Genomic DNA, 17,423 nt, shown 5'->3' with positions numbered 1-17,423 from the left:
GTCAGCGCACGGGCTTCACGGCTTCGGCCAGCAGGTAGTAGCCCAGGTGGCTGAAGGGCGGCACGTCGCTGAGCGTCCGCTCCAGGCGCTGGACCGTGTCGCGTACGTTCTTGTCGCTCAGGATCGGGTCGGCCAGCCAGGTGGACAGCGGGGAGATGCCGCGTAGGTGCACGACGCTCATGCCCGCCCGGGCCGTGAGGTAGGCGAGTTCGTCCGGGCTGAAGCTGTGCCAGGGCGCGGTGTACTCCTGCCCGGCCTTCGTCTGCGTGAAGATGAGCTCCCCCGCGTCGACGTCGGTGACGTCGACCGTGGCGAACCGGTCGCCGCGGAACAACCGCTCGAACACCGAGTTCTTGACCTCCACGAGCAACCTGCCGCCGGGTTTGAGCACCCTCGCCGCCTCGGCGAAGACCGCCTCACGGTCCTCGCGCGGCAGGTGCATCAGCGCCAGCATGCTCGTGACCACGTCGAAGCTGCCGTCCTCGAAGGGCAGCGCCGTCATGTCGCCCTGGTGCAGCTCCGCGTGCAGGACGCGCTCGGCCAGTTTGCGCCCGTTCTGCTCCAGCATCTCCGGTGAGATGTCCAGGCCCGTCACGGCCGCCGCGGTGGCGGCGAGCGGGACCGTGAAGCGGCCCGTGCCGCAGCCCATGTCGAGGACGCGATCCGAGGGCCGGACCTTGTCGCGCAGGAAGGCGAACTCCGTGTCGGTGAACAGCTCGTCCGCCGGGCCGTTGCCGGGGATCCTCTCGTCGTACTCTCCGGCGATCGCGCAGTAGACCGCGCGGACCTGGTCCCGTGCGGCCTGGCCGTCGGCGACCGGCGCTGCGGTGGGCGGGGCGTTGTCGAGCGTCGTCATGTGCGAATCCTTCTCATTTGTCTGATGGACGGTGCGGCTTGGTGGACGGGGGTTTCTCTCCGGCGTTCATGGCGGTCGTCCGCCTGGTTCACGGCAGCCCGGTTCACGGCAGACCGGTTCACGGCAGACCGGTTCACGGCAGACCGGTTCACGGCAGACCGGTTCACGGCAGCCCGGCGAACCGGCTGACGAGGGTGTTCGCCGCGTCCACGCTCACGATCACGGGACGGATGCCGCGCGCCTCGCGGTCGGGGTACTCGGCGAAACTGGAGATGATGACCTGATCCCCGGGGCTGATGAGCCGTGCTGCGGCACCGTTGATGCCGATGACGCCGGAGTGGCGCGGCCCCTCGATGAGGTACGTGGACAGGCGATGGCCGTTGTCGACGTCGACCACGTCGACCTTCTCCCCCGGCAGGAGCCCGGCCGCCTCGATGAGGTCGCCGGATACGGTGAGGGAGCCCACGTAGTGCAGGTCGGCCTGGGTGACGGTGGCCCGCTGAATGCTCGACCTCAGCATCGTGCGGCGCATGGCTCAGTCCTTCCTCCGGTGGTTCTGAGGTCTTCCGTGCTGGTCCTGAGGCGGTGGCGTAACGCGAGCAGTTCGTCCGCGACGCTCGCCGTGTCGTCCGCGTCGAAACCAGCGGCCAGATGGGGCAGGTACGGATGCAGGGCGCGGGCGGTCCTCGGCGGGTGGACGATCCGGCCGTCCGGACGCACGACCACTCCGTCGTCCGCCGCCATGCGCTGGTTCCACGCGACCGCCTGGTCACGGGTCAGGTCCGGGGGCAGGTCAAGCCGTAGCTCGCCGCCGTCGAGGACGACGGGATATCCCCCGGGCAGGCCGAGCGGCCCAGAACAGTGCGTACGCAACGAGCCGCCGTCCAGGAGGGCGCCGGCCAGCCGCGCGGCGGCGTGCCCGGCGATGTCGTTGAGCCGGGACCGGTCGATCGTCCGCAGAGGGCGGAGCAGCGCGCCGACGTCGTCCAGCCGGGCCTGGCCCAGCCAGGCCATCGCCTCGTCCGCCGGGTGTGCGGGCCGGTGCAGGTGGACGTGGTGGGCGAGCATCCGGACGCGGGCCTCGTCCGGACGCGGTGCCGCTCGGCCGGCCGCCGCGTCCGCGCGAGGCCCGAGCAGCGGGACGGTGCCGAGCGTGGCCCGTGAGAGTCCTGCCGCCAGGGTGCCGACGTTGCCCAGCCCGGCGAAGGCCGCGCTGCCCAGCAAGCTCAGGAGCGGGTTGACCGCGTCGGGATAGCAGGCGTTGAGCAGAGTTCCGGCGTAGCCCGAGTCCTTCAGCCGCGCGCTCACCCGCCACGCCAGGCGCGCCTGGAGCGCGAGGGTGACGCCGAAACCCGCGCTCGCGCACCACCGCGTCCACGCCGAGGGCGCGGTCGCCGATTCCCACGGCGACTGGTGCGAGGCGCACTGCATGACGACGTCGGGCCCGGCGGCGGCGACCTCGCCCGCGATGGCGTCATCCGAGGGGAGGTCGGCCTCATTGGCGGAGAAGGTCATGGGGTGGTCGTCGATGACGCTGCGCACGTTGCACACCTCGGCCAGTTGCGCGGCCGCGGCGGCCCGGCGGCCGACGACGCGTACACGAAGGGACCCATCCGGAGGCGGTTGCAGCGATCGGGCGACGGAGCGGGCGAACGAGCCGGTTCCGATGATGACCAGCGTCGGGGGGACAGGACGGTTCCTCCTCCGGCCCTCGGTCATCGCGTCCGCGCCACGACGGAGCCGTCTCGCGCGGCGACGTGTGGTGTCCCGCCGCCCGTCCCACTGCGCGGCATGCCCCGCAGCACGTCGGCGAGGTCGTCGGCGGTCCGCACCGGCGTGGTGCGGGCCATCGGCAGCGGGCGGAAGTCGTCCCGGGAGTAGCTGCCGGAGCCGTGCACGAGCACCTCGGGCTCCCTGATGACGCCCCGGTCGATGCCGTTGAGCACGCCGGTCATCGCCATGGAGAGCGAGCGCTCGCGCAGGTCGTCGAAGTGGCTCGGGAACGGGACCCCGGCGCTCAGCAGCCGGCTGCGGATATCCGGGTGCCGCTGCGCGCACTCGTGTCCCGAGACCACGATGCCGCCGCCGCCCTGCCGCCTGATCAGCGCGTTCATCTCGGCGGACGTCACGGGGCGCCGCGTGTAGAAGGTGCTGTCGAGCCGCTCGTACGGATCGGCCGTGACCCGCGGGAAGTGGTCGTTGTCCGACTGGTGATAGAGCCCGGTGGCGGGGTCTCGCGTGTACCGTGGGCGGTCCTCGTCCCGTACGCCGTCGGTGTAAAGGCTCAGCACCATGTCGGGAGTGTGGAGGTGCTGGACGAGGAGGTAGCGGCTCGGCGGCGAGCCGGGCGGCGCCACCAGCTCTCGGCCGAGGTTGTGCCCGAGGAGGCCGAACGCGCTGGACACGGCGTGGGCGTGCAGCCGGGGCACCGCCGGGTCCGGCGGGCCGAACTCGTTCTCGAAGTAGGCGCGGGCCACGTCGCCGGTCCGGTAGTTGTCGAGGGCCATGGTGTGCCAGACGCGCACGCCGGTCCGCTCGATCTCGTGGGCGCAGGTCTCCATGTACCACCGGACCAGTTCCTTGACGCCCGCCGCGTCGCGGCCGTGGTAAAGGGCCACCGGGTTGCGCGCCGCCAGGTCCGGATCCTCGTCCAGTCCGCCGGACCACAGCTTGGGCAGGGAATCGGCCGGCGCGACGGTGACGATGCGCAGCTGATCGGGTGTGACCAGGCCGCAGGTGATGGCCCTGAGCACGGCGTCGCGCAGGGCAGTCCCCTTGTTGGCGGACGTCGGCGTCAGGATGACGATCGGCTGGCCGGTGTCCTGGATGAACCTGACGGCGCGGGCCACGATGACCAGCGAGGCGAACGTCTTGGTGGTGCGGGTGCGCGGATTTCCCATCAGGTCGAGGAGCAGCAGCCTGCGGTCCCGGTAGGGCTCCAGCTCGATGAGCCGCATCCGGGACGGAGCCAGGAACTCGGCCATTCGCGCGTCCATGACCGGCAGCGTGAATCCCGGGTCGAACGTCGTGGAACGGTGGTGCGCGCCAATAAGGCGCAGGGCGCACTGAATGTCGTCGTAATAACGCGCGAGGGCGATGACCAGCGCGAGCTGATTGGCCTTGCCCATCACGTTCTCCGGCCGCTCGACTCGATGAGCGTGTCACCGCGTACGGTGTCGAACTCGGGAATATCCGCTGCCGCGTCGTGGCCGACCTGGGTGATGCAGTTCTGCCGGTCCACGAAGACGACCTTCGGATCGGTGCGCTCCGCCTCGCCGGCGTCGTAACTGCCATAGCCGATGATGATGACAAGGTCGCCGGTGGCGACCAGGCGCACGTTCGCCCCACCGAGCACGGCGACGCCTTTTCCGCCCGCCGCTTCTTCCACGTGAGTGGTGAATCGGCTGCCATTGGTGATGTCGACGACGTCCACCCGTTCGCCAGGCAACAGATCCGCGGCTCGCAGCAATTCTCGCGACAGGACCAGCGAGGTGGCATCGCTCAATAGACCTGCCGCCACGGTTACCCGGTGAATTTTCGATTTGAGCATGGTTCGGTCCACTTCGGCCTCCGAAACAGCCGCCGGCATCGTGAATAGAGTTCGAGGCGAGCAGCGCAACCTCCGCTGCACCATCTTCAGCGTAGGCAACTGATGCGGTCAGAGCCATTAGACCGTAGGGCGAAAATATCTCGGTCCAGCGACGGAGGCCGGACTAGACTCTGGTATGACTGCGGTATTCAACTCCGGCGGCACGCGGGCACGAAAAGCCGCGCCGCCGCCCTTTCGACAAGAGCGGGGCGCGGGATCGGATTCGCGATGACGTCCCTGAGGCTTCCGCCGACGCGCTCAGGCCGACGAGGACGTCGGGGCATGGCCGTTACCTGCCGGGCCACGGAGCGCGACGCCGGCCTCGTAGCCCACGAGTGCGGCCTGCACGCGATCGCGCAACCGCAGTTTCGCGAGCACGCTGGACACATGGGACTTTATGGTCGCCGTGGTGAGACCCATTTCTTTGGCAATCTCACTGTTGGTCTTTCCGACCGATATATGCGCCAGCACCTCGAATTCGCGGTCGCTCAACGTATCCAGCATCCGCGCCCCGCCGCCGGGTATCAGTGGTGGCCGGCTACGCATCTTGCGTATGAGGCGCTGCGTCATGCACGGGCATATCACCGCGCCGCCGAGTGCGACGGCACGGATCGCGTTGAGCAGCTCATCCACTTTCGTGCTCTTCAGTATGTAGCCGCAGGCGCCGGCCTGGAGCGCGCCGAGGAGATATTCCTCGGAATCGAAGCTCGTGACGATGACGACTTTCGGCCGATCCTTGTGCCGGAGCAGGTTCCGAGTCATTTCGATGCCGTTCAGGTCCGGCAGTCTCGCCTCCGTCAGCACGATCTCCGGATGGAGCGCGGCGGCCAGCGACATGGCCTCGGAGCCATTGGCGGCCTCGGCCACGACCTCAATGTCCGGCTGATCGGCGAGGACGAGCCCGAGGCCCCGGCGAGCGAACTCCTGGTTGTCCACGAGCATGATACGAACCGAACTCGCCTGGTCGCCCACGGCGGCACTGCCCCTTCCTCGCACGCCGTCACCAGCCACAGACACTCGGAGGGCCTGAATGGAGCTCGATGAGACCCGGCGGGCTCAGCGCTTCTATCCAACCGTGCACCGAACTAACCTCGCTCATCTCATACAGAGCGCTTTCCCATATTAGGCCGACCAGAACTGTATTAACGTCATTCCCAGCGGGCTTTGCCGGCCACATGGTCGCCATATGGTGTTCAAGTACATTTTCGAAAGGCGCGGCCCTGCGGCCCCCCCATGACCGGCCCGCCGGGCGGGTTTCGGTCGGCGCCGGGGCCGCGGCGTTGCCGAGTGACTTCAACGATCCAGACCTGCGTCTACCGTCGCGCGTCCGCCATGCGCAGCCGGCGGACGCGCGACGACGTCGAGGAGGCGGGACCTCGGCGGCGCTGAACGCGACGGGCCGATTGCCGTGCCGCCTGGCGGGAGGCGAAGACCGCCGTACCTGATAGGCCAAGGATCAAGATCAGTGTTTACGCTTCTTCCGGCGGCCTCGGGCTCCCGGCGGCCGGGTGGGAACGAGGCGGAGGGGATGTCGGGCGGTCTTGCGGAGCGGCTCGGCCACCAGCTCGCGTAGCTCCCGCAACCCCACGACATCGGTGTGCCCCGACGCCAGGATCGCCTCCACGAACTCGTACGCGTCCCCGCCCCCCATCCTCTTGAGCTGCCCGACAAGCCCCTCAGGCCCCGCGAGCTCCAGCACCGACAGGAAGTTCTCCGCCCCCATCAGCAGGTTCTCCCGCTCACTCAACGACCCGGGCTTCATCTCCCCGGCATCGATGAGCTGCGTCCACACGGCGGGCCCGAGGACCGGGTCGTGACGTAGGTCCTGCAGCAGCCGCCTTTCGGGAAGGCCGTCGGCCAGAACGCGCAGCATCGCCCCCACCCGCGTACGGAACGGGCAATCCCGCACGGCCTGCAGCAACATCTCGACGTCCTGCCCCGGCCAGGCCAGCCACCCCTGGAGCTCCGCGACGGCGTCCTCCGGCGGATAGTGCTGAGCGAGCACCCCGAGCAACTCGGCCGGCGGAGCGGTGACCAGTTCGCCGATGAGAGGAGCGTCGCGGCCCTCGGCGAGGAGGCGGTCGCGGACGCCGCGCACACCGAGCGGCGTGAGGCGGACCAGCGGAAGGTCGGGCTCGGCGAGGGCGGTGCGCAGGCGTTCGACCGCGTCCGGCGGCAAGGGCTGGTCGTCGTGGTCGAGGTCACTCGCATACAGGGGGTCGGCGGGACCGCAGGTGAGCTCCACGGCCCCGAGGTCGGACAGAATCTCGAACATGCGCCCCAGGTCCCGGGAGGCCTCGCGGCGCCAGAGATCACGCAGGCGCTCTTCCCCCTGGTCGAGAACGAAGTACTCCTGACAGGCCAGCCACACCGTCTCTTCGAGCCGGACCACCGGCATCTCGTCCAGCCCGTACATGGAGTTGAGCACGTCCGGCAGAATCTCGCCGAAGACCTCGGCCAGGATAGGCTCGGGCCCCCAGGTTGCGACGGGCACGGTGATCACACGCCCCAGCTCCGGCAGCACCTCGAACGCGCGCCGCCACAGCGCCTCCGGGTCGCGCAGCAGGGGTGCGGCCTTGGCCACGCGGAAGAGCCGGCCCTTGCTGGTGCGGGTCAGGCGCAGCTTCTTGGCCCAGGCGAGCAGCAGGTTGAGCTGCGGCAGATCGGTGGCGCTGCGGACGCGCAGCTGGTCCTCGCCGGTGCCCAGCAGGGCCGACACCTCGAGGGCGTCGGCGATGCGGAGGTTGCCCGCGTCGGTGAGGGCGCGGCCGTCCTTGCCCACCCAAGCGGCCAGGGTGATGAGCTGCTGGACGGTCCGGCTGCGCGCGGCAGCCTCCGTCAGCTCGGACGCGGGGGGCAGGGAGACAGGCGGCTGAGGGAAGGCGCGTTCCTCGCCGATGCCACCGTTCAGCAAACGGTTCTGCATGATCTTGTCGAGCACCTGCTCGTCGTACGGAACGCGACCGGCGTCGAGATCCCGCTTGAACCGCTCGAACGCCCCCGGAACGCTGAGATCGACGCCCTGGCCAAGAGCCGTGTAGGCCCAGAACGTCGCCACCCCCCGCAGCGTGGGATCGTCGAGCGCGGCCGCGTACTCCGGCCGTGTCCCGGCGATGATCTCCTCCGCCTCCGCGAACGTGGCGCCGCGCGGGTCGCGAAGGCCCGTTACGTCGAGATAGCGCAGGTACGTGCGCAGCACCTCCGGGGCGCGGTCCAGCTCCTCCCGCGGGGCCGTCACCTTGTACGGCACGTACCGCAGCAGGAAGAACCTGATGCGCGCACCGTCCCAGTACGCCAGCCGGCCGTCACGGCTCTCGTGCCGCGCGTCGACGGCGGCGGAGAGCAGCAGGTCATCGACCGGATGCCCGTGCTCCTCCGCCCAGGTGACACACCGCCGGATCAGCAGGTCCTTGGCGGCCTCGAACTCTTCTGCCTCTTCGGGCTCGAACCAGGTACGCACAATCCAAGTTTCCCATCTCTCCAGAGTCACCGTCTCGCCTGTCAGACGGAAGCTCCCGGCGGTCCAGGCGATGAGATGGCTGTACAGGCTCTCGCTGGGCAAGGAGAGGATCGCGGTGCGATCCCTGGTGGAGACGGCCTTATGGAACACCTCCACCAGCCCCTGGCCGTCGCGTCGCCCGTGACGCTCGACTTGGCCAGTGACGAAGTCGGTGATGGTCTGCAGGATGCCGGGTCGCCCTCGATGGAGCCGCGGGTGTCGTTCCCATCGTCGAGTTCTACGCGGCGGCGAGGTGGGAAATTACCCGGTTCTCAGTCGCGCCGCCGGCCTGGCGCCGACCGGTGCCCCGGTGCGTCCCTTCGGCAGCTTGGCCCAGTTCGAAGACAGAGCCGTTGAAGGCGTAGACGCCTGCGGCAGATTTTGGCGACCACTCGGCCATCCGCACGCTGCGATCAACGACCCGAGATCTTGCCGGGTGACCAGGTGGAACATCTGCGACTAGGGGTTATGCCTAGTTCTCAACCTGCCTTGATGTCTATCCCTCGGATCGGTTGTCATCTAAAGAAGAAATCTGCTTCTGCAGACCCAATAGCCGCCTGGGTCATGCGTAGTCGCATCAACCCATGGAGGCACCATGCGCGTCCGAGGCAAGATCGCCTTACTGGCGGTATTAAGTCTGGCCGTGGCAGGGCTCATCGCACCGCCCGCCCACTCCGACCCCACCCCCCAACCGCAGGAGGAACTCACACCGGCAGGGGAAACTCCCGTCCCCGAACGCAGCACGACGTATGAGGACGACTCTCCGGCCGATTCTCAGCGCGCCGCGGCGCCAGCGTGGCGCTGTCACCTCTTCGTCAGCGATCCGGCGTTTGTCAGGCACAACGGCCGCGGGCATATCTCAGGCATCGGCCGCCAGTGGTGCACCGGGGCCGGCTACGCCCCACACGGGCCGCGGCTGACCCTGCAGCGCTACCTGGGAGTTGGTATCTGGCGGAACGTGCACCGCACCTCCATCGCCTGGTCCCGCGGCAGCTTCGCGGAGTCGCTGTTTGACTGGCCCTGCACCGGGACCGGGGTCGAGAGGTACCGCTGGGTCGTCGACGGGTTCGCCGCAGGCGTCCCGCGAGTAAGGGCGAACGCCTACTCGCTGAACCCCCGGCGAATCTACTGCTGAGGATCACCCAGCGAGATGGCGGGCACGTGGCGACCCCGCCACACCACGATCGCCCAGCCGCGCGGCGTCGCAACAGTACGTGCGGCCACGCGCAGCTGGGCGATCCGATGAGTACGCAGGATGCGCGCGTGAATGAGGTGCCGATTCTTGAGACTCCAGCGTCCGATGCGACTGTGTTCCGAGGTGTCGTGTCGTATCTCGACCTGGGCCTGCCCTTGCAGAGGGGTGTCCGCGATACGGATCCCGGACAGGCCCAAGGAGCACCAAGCGTTGTCGTACTCATACACGACCCATTCCAGCGCGCCCTCGTGAGCGAACAGCACCGCCGCGGCGTCGCCTTCGATGACGTCACAAGACAAGGGCACCACATCGGCATCGAGCGGAGCGTCGAGTCCATGCTCGATGATCCGAAGCCCGTGATCGGCCAGCGATGGGTGCAACCCTGGCATGAGTCGACGGTAGGCCCACTGGATCCAGCATGTCGAGGGACGTCCGGGAAGCCTCGTCCTTGTCGCGAGGCGATCTTCAGGCGAACCTCGGCTCGGGTGCGGAATTGGTACAGGGACCGCGTTCGCGCCATCATCCCCGATCGACGTACGCGCCCACCACCTGGAGCACATCGCCGCCGCCGCCCCACCGATCGGCTTGCTCGATCTGCCCTCTCTGGCCGAGGTGCTGGATAAGGTGCCCGACCCATGCAGTAGACGCGGACACCGCTGACCAGCCATGGCGCTGGCCCTGCGTCCTCGTATCAGCAGCCGCATCAGAACGGCGACGGCCCCGTATCAGGGCGGTCGGCGATGGTTACTCCATGAGCGGTTCACAGCCTGGCCGCTCAGCCGAATTTCCTGACAGCTCGAAGGAGCACACCATCATGTCCGTCACCCTCGCCCTCACCGACCAGGACAAGCTCACCCTCCGCGTCGCCGCCTGGGGCGCCGTTTCCCTGATGTCCGCCGCCGGTGCCGCCGGCTCGGCCCACAAGGTCGCCACCCGGGGCTCCATCGCCCTGACCTCCGCCACCGGCACGGTCGGGCACGTACTCGCCAAAGCCCCCAAGGGCGTCAAGTACGGCAAGACCGTCGCCGACCTCGCCGACCAGGTCCTGCCCGCCCTGACCGCGTCCATGACCCTGCTCAAGCAGCAGGACCCGGCCGAGGCCGGCAACTTCCGCAGCACCGTCATCGTCGCCATCGACGCCGCCGCCCAGCCCCAGAAGGGCGAGGCCAGCCCGACTCTGGTGGAGATGGCCCGAAAGATCACCGAGTCCCTCGACGCCGCTTGATGAGACGTGGCCGCTGGTCGACGCGCCCCATACGGAACCGCTCACCGCGAGGGTTGAGGGGCAGCCTGCATCTGAGGAGGCTCTGCCCGCAGCATCTCCCCCGTACGCCTGGACCCGCTCGTTGCTGGAGGATGTTCCGGATACGGTCTCCTTCCCGCAAACGCCGCCTGCCCTCGACGTCGTGGGCAGGCGGCGAGGGTCGAATGCCCGAGACCAATGCCCGGTGGCTGGACAGGTGGCTGGGATCTGCCGGTGCTGTCGCCGTCTGCGATGCCGCGGAACTGGCCACCGCGGAAGCACTTCCACACCAGCCGTGGAAGATCTTTTCGCCTTCTCCTGACCAGACATTTGACGATCCCCCACACTGAAGGCCGTGACGAACGATCTCACCGACGCTCGGAGCCGGCTGATCCCTTCCCGCCAGCTCCGCCAGGTAGCGGCCCTTCTCAACATGCCGCACCTGGACGAGACCGCCACCCACAACGACGACAATCCGCAACCCCGACAGCAGGCGGCGCTGTACGCCGGCATCGCCGACTGGGCTCGGCTCTCGGCACAGGCAGCCGAACAGCTCGGTGAGCCGGACCCGCTTGAGACTGCCCGATTCGCCTACCTCGTCGAATACACCGACCGGCACTCCAAAGGGTGGCACCCGGCTCCCAGCGAGCACTCCGATGGGATCATCCTGGCCGGTACGGCCGAGACGGTCGCACAATCTGTGGTCACTCGCTATATCACCCACCTGACTGAGCACCGTGACGACTACGAGCTGTGGATAGTGGATTCGCTATCCCTGCGTGCGAGCGTGTGGCACGTGGACACCGCCGTGGCGCGCTTTCGCGGCCACCGTCCGGACTATTCTTCCTCAGCGCGTATGTTCAAGGAGGCGGAGATTCTTCCTGACGCCGTCGAGATCCGCACCCCTATCCAAATACACCGGCTCATGGGTCACCACATCGCCCTGTGATCGAGAGCGGGAGACATGGAAACGATGACGCGAGCAATTAGCCCTGGCTAAACGCCCCGCAGTCGGATCAAAAGCTGCGGGGACCAGCCGACCAGACCGAGCACACGCAATGGCCGCGGCACATGTGAGGAACTAGGCTGGATTTTCCGCCCTGTCAGCGCCTACGGAAGCATCCGGCCGCCTTTGGGCAGCATGGATGCTTCCGCAAATTGACAGGAGCCCGCTTACTTACCGGGGTATCTCATGGAGTTTGCTCCATCCCAGACAACTCGCTTGTCGGGTCCAAGGTGCCCCCAAAAGAGCCTGAACCATTTGACGTCTCCTAGCGCTGACCTATCAGTTTTGCAGCCGCCTTGTGGCGCCCTGACCTCCCAGTATCTGAAGTCAGCGAAGTTGTCGTTCATCCAGTGGATCTTGTAGACGCGGTTGTCGTTGCGCCCGTCACACACCTTGATCCACGACCGGTCGGCCGCGACTTGGACAGTGCCGTCTTCGTGACGGTCCTGGTAGTTGGAGGCGCGCGCCGCTGCCGGTAGAGCATGAGCGAGCATCAGGCCGACAGCCATCGCTGCGAACGATCTGGCACCCCATGAAGCCATGCGATCTCCGTTTCTGTGTGGAACGAGGATGCTAACTTTAAGTAGCAGACCGAAAGCGTCAAGCCATTAGACGCCATTGGTCACTAACGCATTCATTGACCACCAGAAAATTCCGACATGCCATGACAGCCAAAGCACGTCGAAAGGTTTCGGATGAAGCATCCATGGATCGTATACATTCAGGCGCAGCTAGACATACGCATCCATCTGGCACGTAACGCCCCTCACCGAGGGGCGTCGGCAGTCGAATGGGTCATTATCACTGCCATCGTCGCCGGGACGGCTCTTGGGCTTGCCTTGCTCATCAAGAACCTTGTAGGAGAGTGGCAACACCAGATTGAGGAGATGGGTCCAAAATGACGATCGCGATAAAAGCACAAGAATGGGTCTAGAAGAGGTGGCACCGTACTCGGAGCCAGCCAGGTCACGACGTCGAGACTGCCGCCAGCGTGCTGGCAGAGGCACAACTCGGAGAACGCGGAGTTGTGCTGCTGACGCTCACCGCAAGCGCTGCGCATCGTGTACGGCCAACAAACTGTGCTGGCTGCCGTGGAGAACGCCTCACGGCTCGGCGATGCCACCCCGTACGTCGACTGTTGCCGGATGAACAACGCGTTCTTCGCCGGCGGCGTACGAGACCGGGCCTTCTGCATGGCGCCCCCAGTCGCCAAGCACCTCGCGTGGCCCGATTCCCCGCTCAGCGCCTCCACACCCCGCAAGAACTGGCACAACGCCGCGACCGGACCGATCGATGCCCTCCCTCGCCGACACCCGTCCCGCGCGACTGACCCGCGTCCTGCCCCCATAGTGACGTGATTCACGGTCGCAAAGGCCCCGATCGACGTCACAACTGCCGGCCCCATCGCGTCTTGTGTGTAGGCAAGGTTAGGGGGCCCAAGATGCGTTCGTTGCCGACCATCCGCCGCTCGTTCCAGTTCTCCCACTGGTCGTTCATGTTCGCGGAAATCGCCGTCTGGTCATTCGTCGTTCTGCTGGTGACCGGGGCGATGCTCATGCTGGTCTACGACCCCAGCATGTCCCAGGTGACCTATGACGGTTCCTACGGCCCGCTGCGCGGGCTCTTCGTCAGCGAGGCGTTCGACTCGACCATGCACCTGAGCCTTGAGGTGCGCGGCGGCCTGCTCATCCGGCAGATGCACCACTGGTCGGCGCTCGTCTTCGTCGCGGCCGTCGCGTTGCAGCTGCTGCGCATGTTCCTCACCGGCGCGTTCCGCCGCCCGCGGGTCCGGCAGTGGCTGATCTGGGTGGCGCTGCTGGCGCTGGGCATGTTCGCGGGTGAGACCGGCAATGCCCTGCCCGACGACATGCTGTCGGGCGGGAGCCTGTGGCTGATGATGTCGGTCATCCAGTCCATCCCGGTGGTGGGCGCATGGATGATGTCGCTGCTGTTCGGCTCGGGCTTTCCCGGCGACACGGTCATTCCGGTCATGTACGTCGGGCACCTGCTGCTCGCGGCCCTCATGGCCGTACTGCTGATCGCCCGTACGCTGCTGGTGCGGCGGCACGGCCACTCGCGGTTCGTCGCCTCGCTGCCGACGCAGCGACGCGGCCGCCCGCTGATGGCGGGCGCGACGATCGGCATGCTGATCATCCTCGGGTTCGGGTTCCAGATCGCCCCGATCTGGCTGTACGGACCGGCCACGCCGACGCAGATCTCGGCGGGCTCGGTGCCCGACTGGTACATGGGGTTCCTCGACGGCGCCCTCCGGATCATGCCCCCATGGGAGCTCACCCTCGGGGACTACACGCTCAGCCTCGCCGTCCTCGTTCCCACCGTGGTGGTGCCCGGGATCTTCTTCACCGCGCTGGCCGCGTACCCGATGGCCGAGCGCTTCTTCCTGGCGCGGCGCGGCCGCCGCGACGCGCTGGGCCGGCCCGAGAGCGCGCGCCGCATCGCCCGCCAGACACCCGCGCGGGACCTGCTCGACCGCTCGCGCGACACGCCCGTGAAGACGGCCATCGCCGCCGCCGGGATCACGTTCTACGGCCTGCTGTGGGCAGCCGCGGCCAACGACCAGATCGCCCACCAGTTCCAGCTGACCATCAACGCGGTGACGATCTTCTTCCGGTACGCCGTGGTCATCGGGCCCGTCGTCGCCTTCGTCGTCACCCGGTGGATCTGCCTCGCACTCCAGCAGTCGGACCGCGAGGTGGCCGAGCACGGCGTGGAGACCGGGATCATCACCCGGTCCGCGGACGGCGGATTCCACGAGCGGATGGCGCCCGTGCCGCAAGAGCAAAATCGTGACCGGGAGTTGAGCCGGTCAGCATAGGGCTCCATACGCAGGTGACAGCCTGGACGAGTGCGCGTGTCCCCTGCTCACCAGGCTGCCTGGTGAGCAGAGGACACCGAGCGGACTCAGTCCAGCCAGCGACCAACGCCCCGCACAGTCACTTCAAGCAGCTCCGCCGGATTGTCCGGATCGGGATAGTAGATGATCATCGTCGTACCGGCCGGAAGCAGCATCTTGATGGCCTGGACGCACCCCGCCACCGCCTGCCGCTGCTGATCAGGCCCCGTGCCCTTGAGCGGCACCGCGTCACAGACACCGCCCCGGTTGTTCATGACAAGCCGCAGCGTGCTGTCGCGCAGCGCCACTTCCCGAGTAGCGACGCGATAAGCGAGCTGCGTCTCCAGGTGCCACGCCGGAGGCGCGATGGGCAGCCCGAACTCCTGCCTGTACAACGACCCAAGGCGGTCTTCGAGCGCCGCCAGGTCGGCGTGCAACCCGCTCTCGACCGTGTACCTCGCCCACTTCTCCAGATCATCGATCGGCGGGAGACTCGCGATCGGCAGGCCACTCGCATCGAGCAGCCGTCCGGACGCGTCGACGATATAGCCCTGATTGTTCGCCTGCTTGATCGACTCGCTCACGTTCTTGAGCTGTTGCGCAGTGCCCTCGTACGGGCAATCCCCTCCGGCCTGAACGCAGCCGATCGGAAGAATGCGCAGAAGCGAGGTCGCCAGATCAGACTCGTAAATCGCCGAGATGATGGTCCGGTCGGACAGGTGCTCGCGCAGGTACATCGTCCCCCAGACCGAGTTGTACTCGGCGAACCGGAGCTCCTCCGGGACCATCGACTCCACGAAAATCCCGTTCCACTGGCTGGAGTATTTGTTCCAGTCGGGATCATCGGTCATATCCAGGAGCCCGGTGATGCAGTCCGAGAACTTCCGCCCCGCATTGGCGACGCCTCCCTTGGCGGCGCTCTTGCACTTGCCGATGATCGAGTATTGAGAGCCGGCGTTGATCAGATCCAGTCCGGTCAGGCCTATGTACTCCTCGGCGAGACGGTGGGTTTCGGTCTCCCGATCGGAGATCCCCCTGGCCGCGAAGTAGAAGAGCGGACTCATGACGACCGACATGCAGGCGTCCTGAGCCTTGCCGACGAACTGGTCCCTGCAGTGCTGGATCCGTTCCTGCGCGTAGCCGTCCGGATCGTGGAGCGGCCCGTTGGGGTCGTTCAGAATCTCTTCGACGTACGCGTTGCAGTCGTTGTATCCAGGCAGGCCGTCCTCGGGCCCCCACTTGCAGTGCCCGTACCACTCGGCCTTGAGCTCGCCCAGCCGCTCCTCAGCCTCGGCCCGATAATCCTCGAAGATCTCGGCGGCGATGCGAGCCGCCTCTGACGCGCTCTGGCCGGCCCGGAGCTGCGCCGCGTACGCGGTGTCGTAAGCGGCGAAGGCGCTGGCCGCGTCCTGCGCCGCCGAGACAGCCGAGGCGCGCGCCCAACGGGCAGAAAGAGACGCCTTCCTGGCGGACAGCTGGGCCTGCTTGGTCGCGGCGGCAGCGGTGCGGACCGACTCCGCGGCTCGTTCCGCGGACGCCGCGGCGTCGCGTGCGTGGCCGACGGCCTCGGTCGCATACGTCCGCGCCCGATCGGCCGCGGCACCGGCGGCGTTCGCGTAACCGATGGCCTGCTCCGCCGCACCGCGGGCTCGTGCCGCCGCGGCCTGCGCGGTACGTGCGAACTCGACGGCCTTCTGCGCGATCTGCGAGGTCTCGATCATCAAGGATGAGGCGATGTAGTTGTGCGTCGCGGTCGCGTAGTCGCGTTCGGCCGCCTGGTGCCGATCCACCTCCAAGAACTCGACCTGCATCGCCGTCGTGCCGACGAGCGCGACCTGGGCGCCGTTCCTGACCTCCGTACCGTTCGACTCGTTTCCGGCGATGGCGCCGACCTTCGCCCGGACGTCCATCTTGTAAGCGGTGTTGTGCGTCACTTCGAGGAACTTCTTGAGGGCGTCCGGATCGTCCGAGCGCAGGGCGAGGTTCGCCGCTTCCTCGATCGCCGTGTTGCCGGCGCTGCGGGCATCGGCGAGGATCCGCCCGGCCTTCGCCCGTTCTTCGGCGGCCAGCTCGGGATAGTCCGGGTCATTGAGGAACGCGATGACGCCGGGCCACTCGCCATCGAGGGCGCGCTGAGCAGCGGCTCTCATGGCCGGGCTGCCGGTGACCATGAGACCGGTCAATGTCGTGCGGTCGTCCTGCTCCTCAGCGGCGGTAAGCCCGCTCTTCACGAACTCGATGACGGGAACATCATCGTCCGAGCCGAGCGCGGCCACGGCCGCCGAGCTGGTCCACGTACCGGGCGCGGTCGCGAAATATCGAGCCACTTGCCGCGCCTTGCTCACCGCCACCGCCGGAGCGGTGGTCGTGGCGGCGGCCTCGGCGATCAGCGCGTCGATCTGCGGAGTGTGGTACTGACGCATCGGCACCCCGAAGCCGTGAGCGTCCTCCAAGCGGGCCTGTGCGGCTTCGTCGCTGATGTGCCGGGCGAAGGACAATTCGAGCTTGAGCTCACTCTGGAGTCGTTCGGCGTCTGCCTCTCGTGCCGCTTTGTAGACGACTTGGGCCGTCTCGGCGGCCTGTAGCGCGTCCTCCGCCGCGCGGTAGGCGTTGTTCGCGTGCTGCGTCGCCAGTTCGGCCGCATTGACGGCATTGCCCGCATGCTGGGCCGCGCTCGCCGCGGCACTGGCCGCCTGCTCCGCATAGGACACCGCACGCGTCGCGGCGTCGCGCGCCTTGCCGGCCGCGTCCTGGGCGATGTTCGCCTGACGCACCGTTTCCGCGGTGGCGCGCTTCGCCCGTTCCGCGCTCGCTCCCGCACGCGCGGCCGCCGCGAACGCGGCCTTGGCCTCGGCGCTCGCCTCCCCCGCGTAATGGCCGGCCGCCTCGGCGGCGCGTCCGGCGGCCTCGGTGTTCGCCCGCGCCGAGTCGGCGGCGGCGACCGCGGCGAACGCCTGCTGGTTCACGGCGATGATCTGGTTGATGGGCGAGAGCCAGGCGGAGATCTGCGGACCGATCTGCTGCATGACCCGGTTGTGATTCTCCGCCGCGGCAGCGGCGCCCGCGTCCAGCTCGGCCGCTGCCGCGGCCGCCCACGCCTCGTCGGACTTGGTATGCGCCCGCGCCGCCGCGGTCGCCGCGCGTCCTGCGGCCCCGGCGGCCGCGCGCGCCGCGTCCGCCG

General features: G+C 67.8%; 13 protein-coding genes. 4 read left to right on the top strand and 9 right to left on the bottom strand.

The features are described 5' to 3' along the window. Position 1: 1 nt before the first annotated feature. From ABEA43_RS50160 to ABEA43_RS50130, 7 genes are all read right to left on the bottom strand, one after another. The gene (locus ABEA43_RS50160) at positions 2–856 is read right to left on the bottom strand and encodes a class I SAM-dependent methyltransferase (protein WP_345573205.1); all 855 of its coding nucleotides are present in this window, start codon (positions 854–856) and stop codon (positions 2–4) included. 163 nt (positions 857–1,019) lie between these two features. Further along, complete coding sequence (gene panD / locus ABEA43_RS50155) at positions 1,020–1,388, bottom strand: aspartate 1-decarboxylase (protein WP_345573204.1); 369 nt, start codon at positions 1,386–1,388, stop codon at positions 1,020–1,022. Further along, a complete protein-coding gene (locus tag ABEA43_RS50150; RefSeq protein WP_345573203.1) occupies positions 1,370–2,398 on the bottom strand; it encodes a hypothetical protein in 1,029 nt (342 codons plus the stop codon). Before ABEA43_RS50150 ends, panD begins: the two co-directional genes overlap by 19 nt. 173 nt (positions 2,399–2,571) lie before the next feature. Next, positions 2,572–3,984: a DUF6002 family protein gene (locus ABEA43_RS50145; RefSeq protein ID WP_345573202.1), complete on the bottom strand. Its 1,413-nt coding sequence runs from the start codon at positions 3,982–3,984 to the stop codon at positions 2,572–2,574. Then, positions 3,984–4,445, bottom strand: a complete 462-nt coding sequence (locus ABEA43_RS50140) for an aspartate 1-decarboxylase (protein WP_345573201.1) — start codon at positions 4,443–4,445, stop codon at positions 3,984–3,986. The genes ABEA43_RS50145 and ABEA43_RS50140 overlap by 1 nt, the downstream gene beginning before the upstream one ends. A gap of 258 nt (positions 4,446–4,703) precedes the next feature. Next, positions 4,704–5,387, bottom strand: coding sequence for a response regulator (locus ABEA43_RS50135; protein WP_345573200.1), 684 nt, complete (start codon positions 5,385–5,387; stop codon positions 4,704–4,706). Positions 5,388–5,907: 520 nt separating this feature from the next. Then, positions 5,908–7,905, bottom strand: a complete 1,998-nt coding sequence (locus ABEA43_RS50130; protein WP_345573199.1) for a hypothetical protein — start codon at positions 7,903–7,905, stop codon at positions 5,908–5,910. A 634-nt stretch (positions 7,906–8,539) separates the two neighbouring features. Between ABEA43_RS50130 and ABEA43_RS50125 the strand changes: the two genes are divergently transcribed. Further along, positions 8,540–9,079 (top strand): hypothetical protein, encoded by a 540-nt coding sequence (locus ABEA43_RS50125; RefSeq protein ID WP_345573198.1) that lies wholly within the window; start codon positions 8,540–8,542, stop codon positions 9,077–9,079. Here the strand turns inward: ABEA43_RS50125 and ABEA43_RS50120 are convergent. Beyond that, positions 9,070–9,528, bottom strand: coding sequence for a hypothetical protein (locus ABEA43_RS50120; RefSeq protein WP_345573197.1), 459 nt, complete (start codon positions 9,526–9,528; stop codon positions 9,070–9,072). The two genes, ABEA43_RS50125 and ABEA43_RS50120, sit on opposite strands and share 10 nt — an antisense overlap. Before the next feature lie 425 nt (positions 9,529–9,953). Here ABEA43_RS50120 and ABEA43_RS50115 point away from each other — a divergent pair, with 425 nt between their 5' ends. From ABEA43_RS50115 to ABEA43_RS50105, 3 genes are all read left to right on the top strand, one after another. Then, positions 9,954–10,364, top strand: a complete 411-nt coding sequence (locus ABEA43_RS50115; RefSeq protein WP_345573196.1) for a hypothetical protein — start codon at positions 9,954–9,956, stop codon at positions 10,362–10,364. 373 nt (positions 10,365–10,737) lie between these two features. Then, positions 10,738–11,331 (top strand): hypothetical protein, encoded by a 594-nt coding sequence (locus ABEA43_RS50110; RefSeq protein ID WP_345573195.1) that lies wholly within the window; start codon positions 10,738–10,740, stop codon positions 11,329–11,331. Positions 11,332–12,829: 1,498 nt separating this feature from the next. After that, complete coding sequence (locus ABEA43_RS50105; RefSeq protein WP_345573194.1) at positions 12,830–14,224, top strand: cytochrome b; 1,395 nt, start codon at positions 12,830–12,832, stop codon at positions 14,222–14,224. Between the two features lie 86 nt (positions 14,225–14,310). On the opposite strand, the gene ABEA43_RS50100 is transcribed toward ABEA43_RS50105, so the two are convergent. Further along, positions 14,311–17,423: DddA-like double-stranded DNA deaminase toxin (locus tag ABEA43_RS50100; RefSeq protein ID WP_345573193.1), on the bottom strand; the 3,113-nt coding region annotated here is incomplete at its 5' end.

The organism is Nonomuraea rosea, from assembly GCF_039539705.1.
In the GTDB taxonomy this organism is placed as follows: domain Bacteria; phylum Actinomycetota; class Actinomycetes; order Streptosporangiales; family Streptosporangiaceae; genus Nonomuraea; species Nonomuraea rosea.
This window is presented reverse-complemented; position numbering and strand designations above follow the sequence as displayed.

What these genes read in the sequence shown, in the direction of transcription:
- ABEA43_RS50160 (WP_345573205.1), bottom strand. Translation starts at nt 856, where the DNA reads ATGACGACGCTCGACAACGCCCCGCCCACCGCAGCGCCGGTCGCCGAC.
- panD (WP_345573204.1), bottom strand. Translation starts at nt 1,388, where the DNA reads ATGCGCCGCACGATGCTGAGGTCGAGCATTCAGCGGGCCACCGTCACC.
- ABEA43_RS50145 (WP_345573202.1), bottom strand. Translation starts at nt 3,984, where the DNA reads ATGGGCAAGGCCAATCAGCTCGCGCTGGTCATCGCCCTCGCGCGTTAT.
- ABEA43_RS50140 (WP_345573201.1), bottom strand. Translation starts at nt 4,445, where the DNA reads ATGCCGGCGGCTGTTTCGGAGGCCGAAGTGGACCGAACCATGCTCAAA.
- ABEA43_RS50135 (WP_345573200.1), bottom strand. Translation starts at nt 5,387, where the DNA reads ATGCTCGTGGACAACCAGGAGTTCGCTCGCCGGGGCCTCGGGCTCGTC.
- ABEA43_RS50125 (WP_345573198.1), top strand. Translation starts at nt 8,540, where the DNA reads ATGCGCGTCCGAGGCAAGATCGCCTTACTGGCGGTATTAAGTCTGGCC.
- ABEA43_RS50120 (WP_345573197.1), bottom strand. Translation starts at nt 9,528, where the DNA reads ATGCCAGGGTTGCACCCATCGCTGGCCGATCACGGGCTTCGGATCATC.
- ABEA43_RS50115 (WP_345573196.1), top strand. Translation starts at nt 9,954, where the DNA reads ATGTCCGTCACCCTCGCCCTCACCGACCAGGACAAGCTCACCCTCCGC.
- ABEA43_RS50105 (WP_345573194.1), top strand. Translation starts at nt 12,830, where the DNA reads ATGCGTTCGTTGCCGACCATCCGCCGCTCGTTCCAGTTCTCCCACTGG.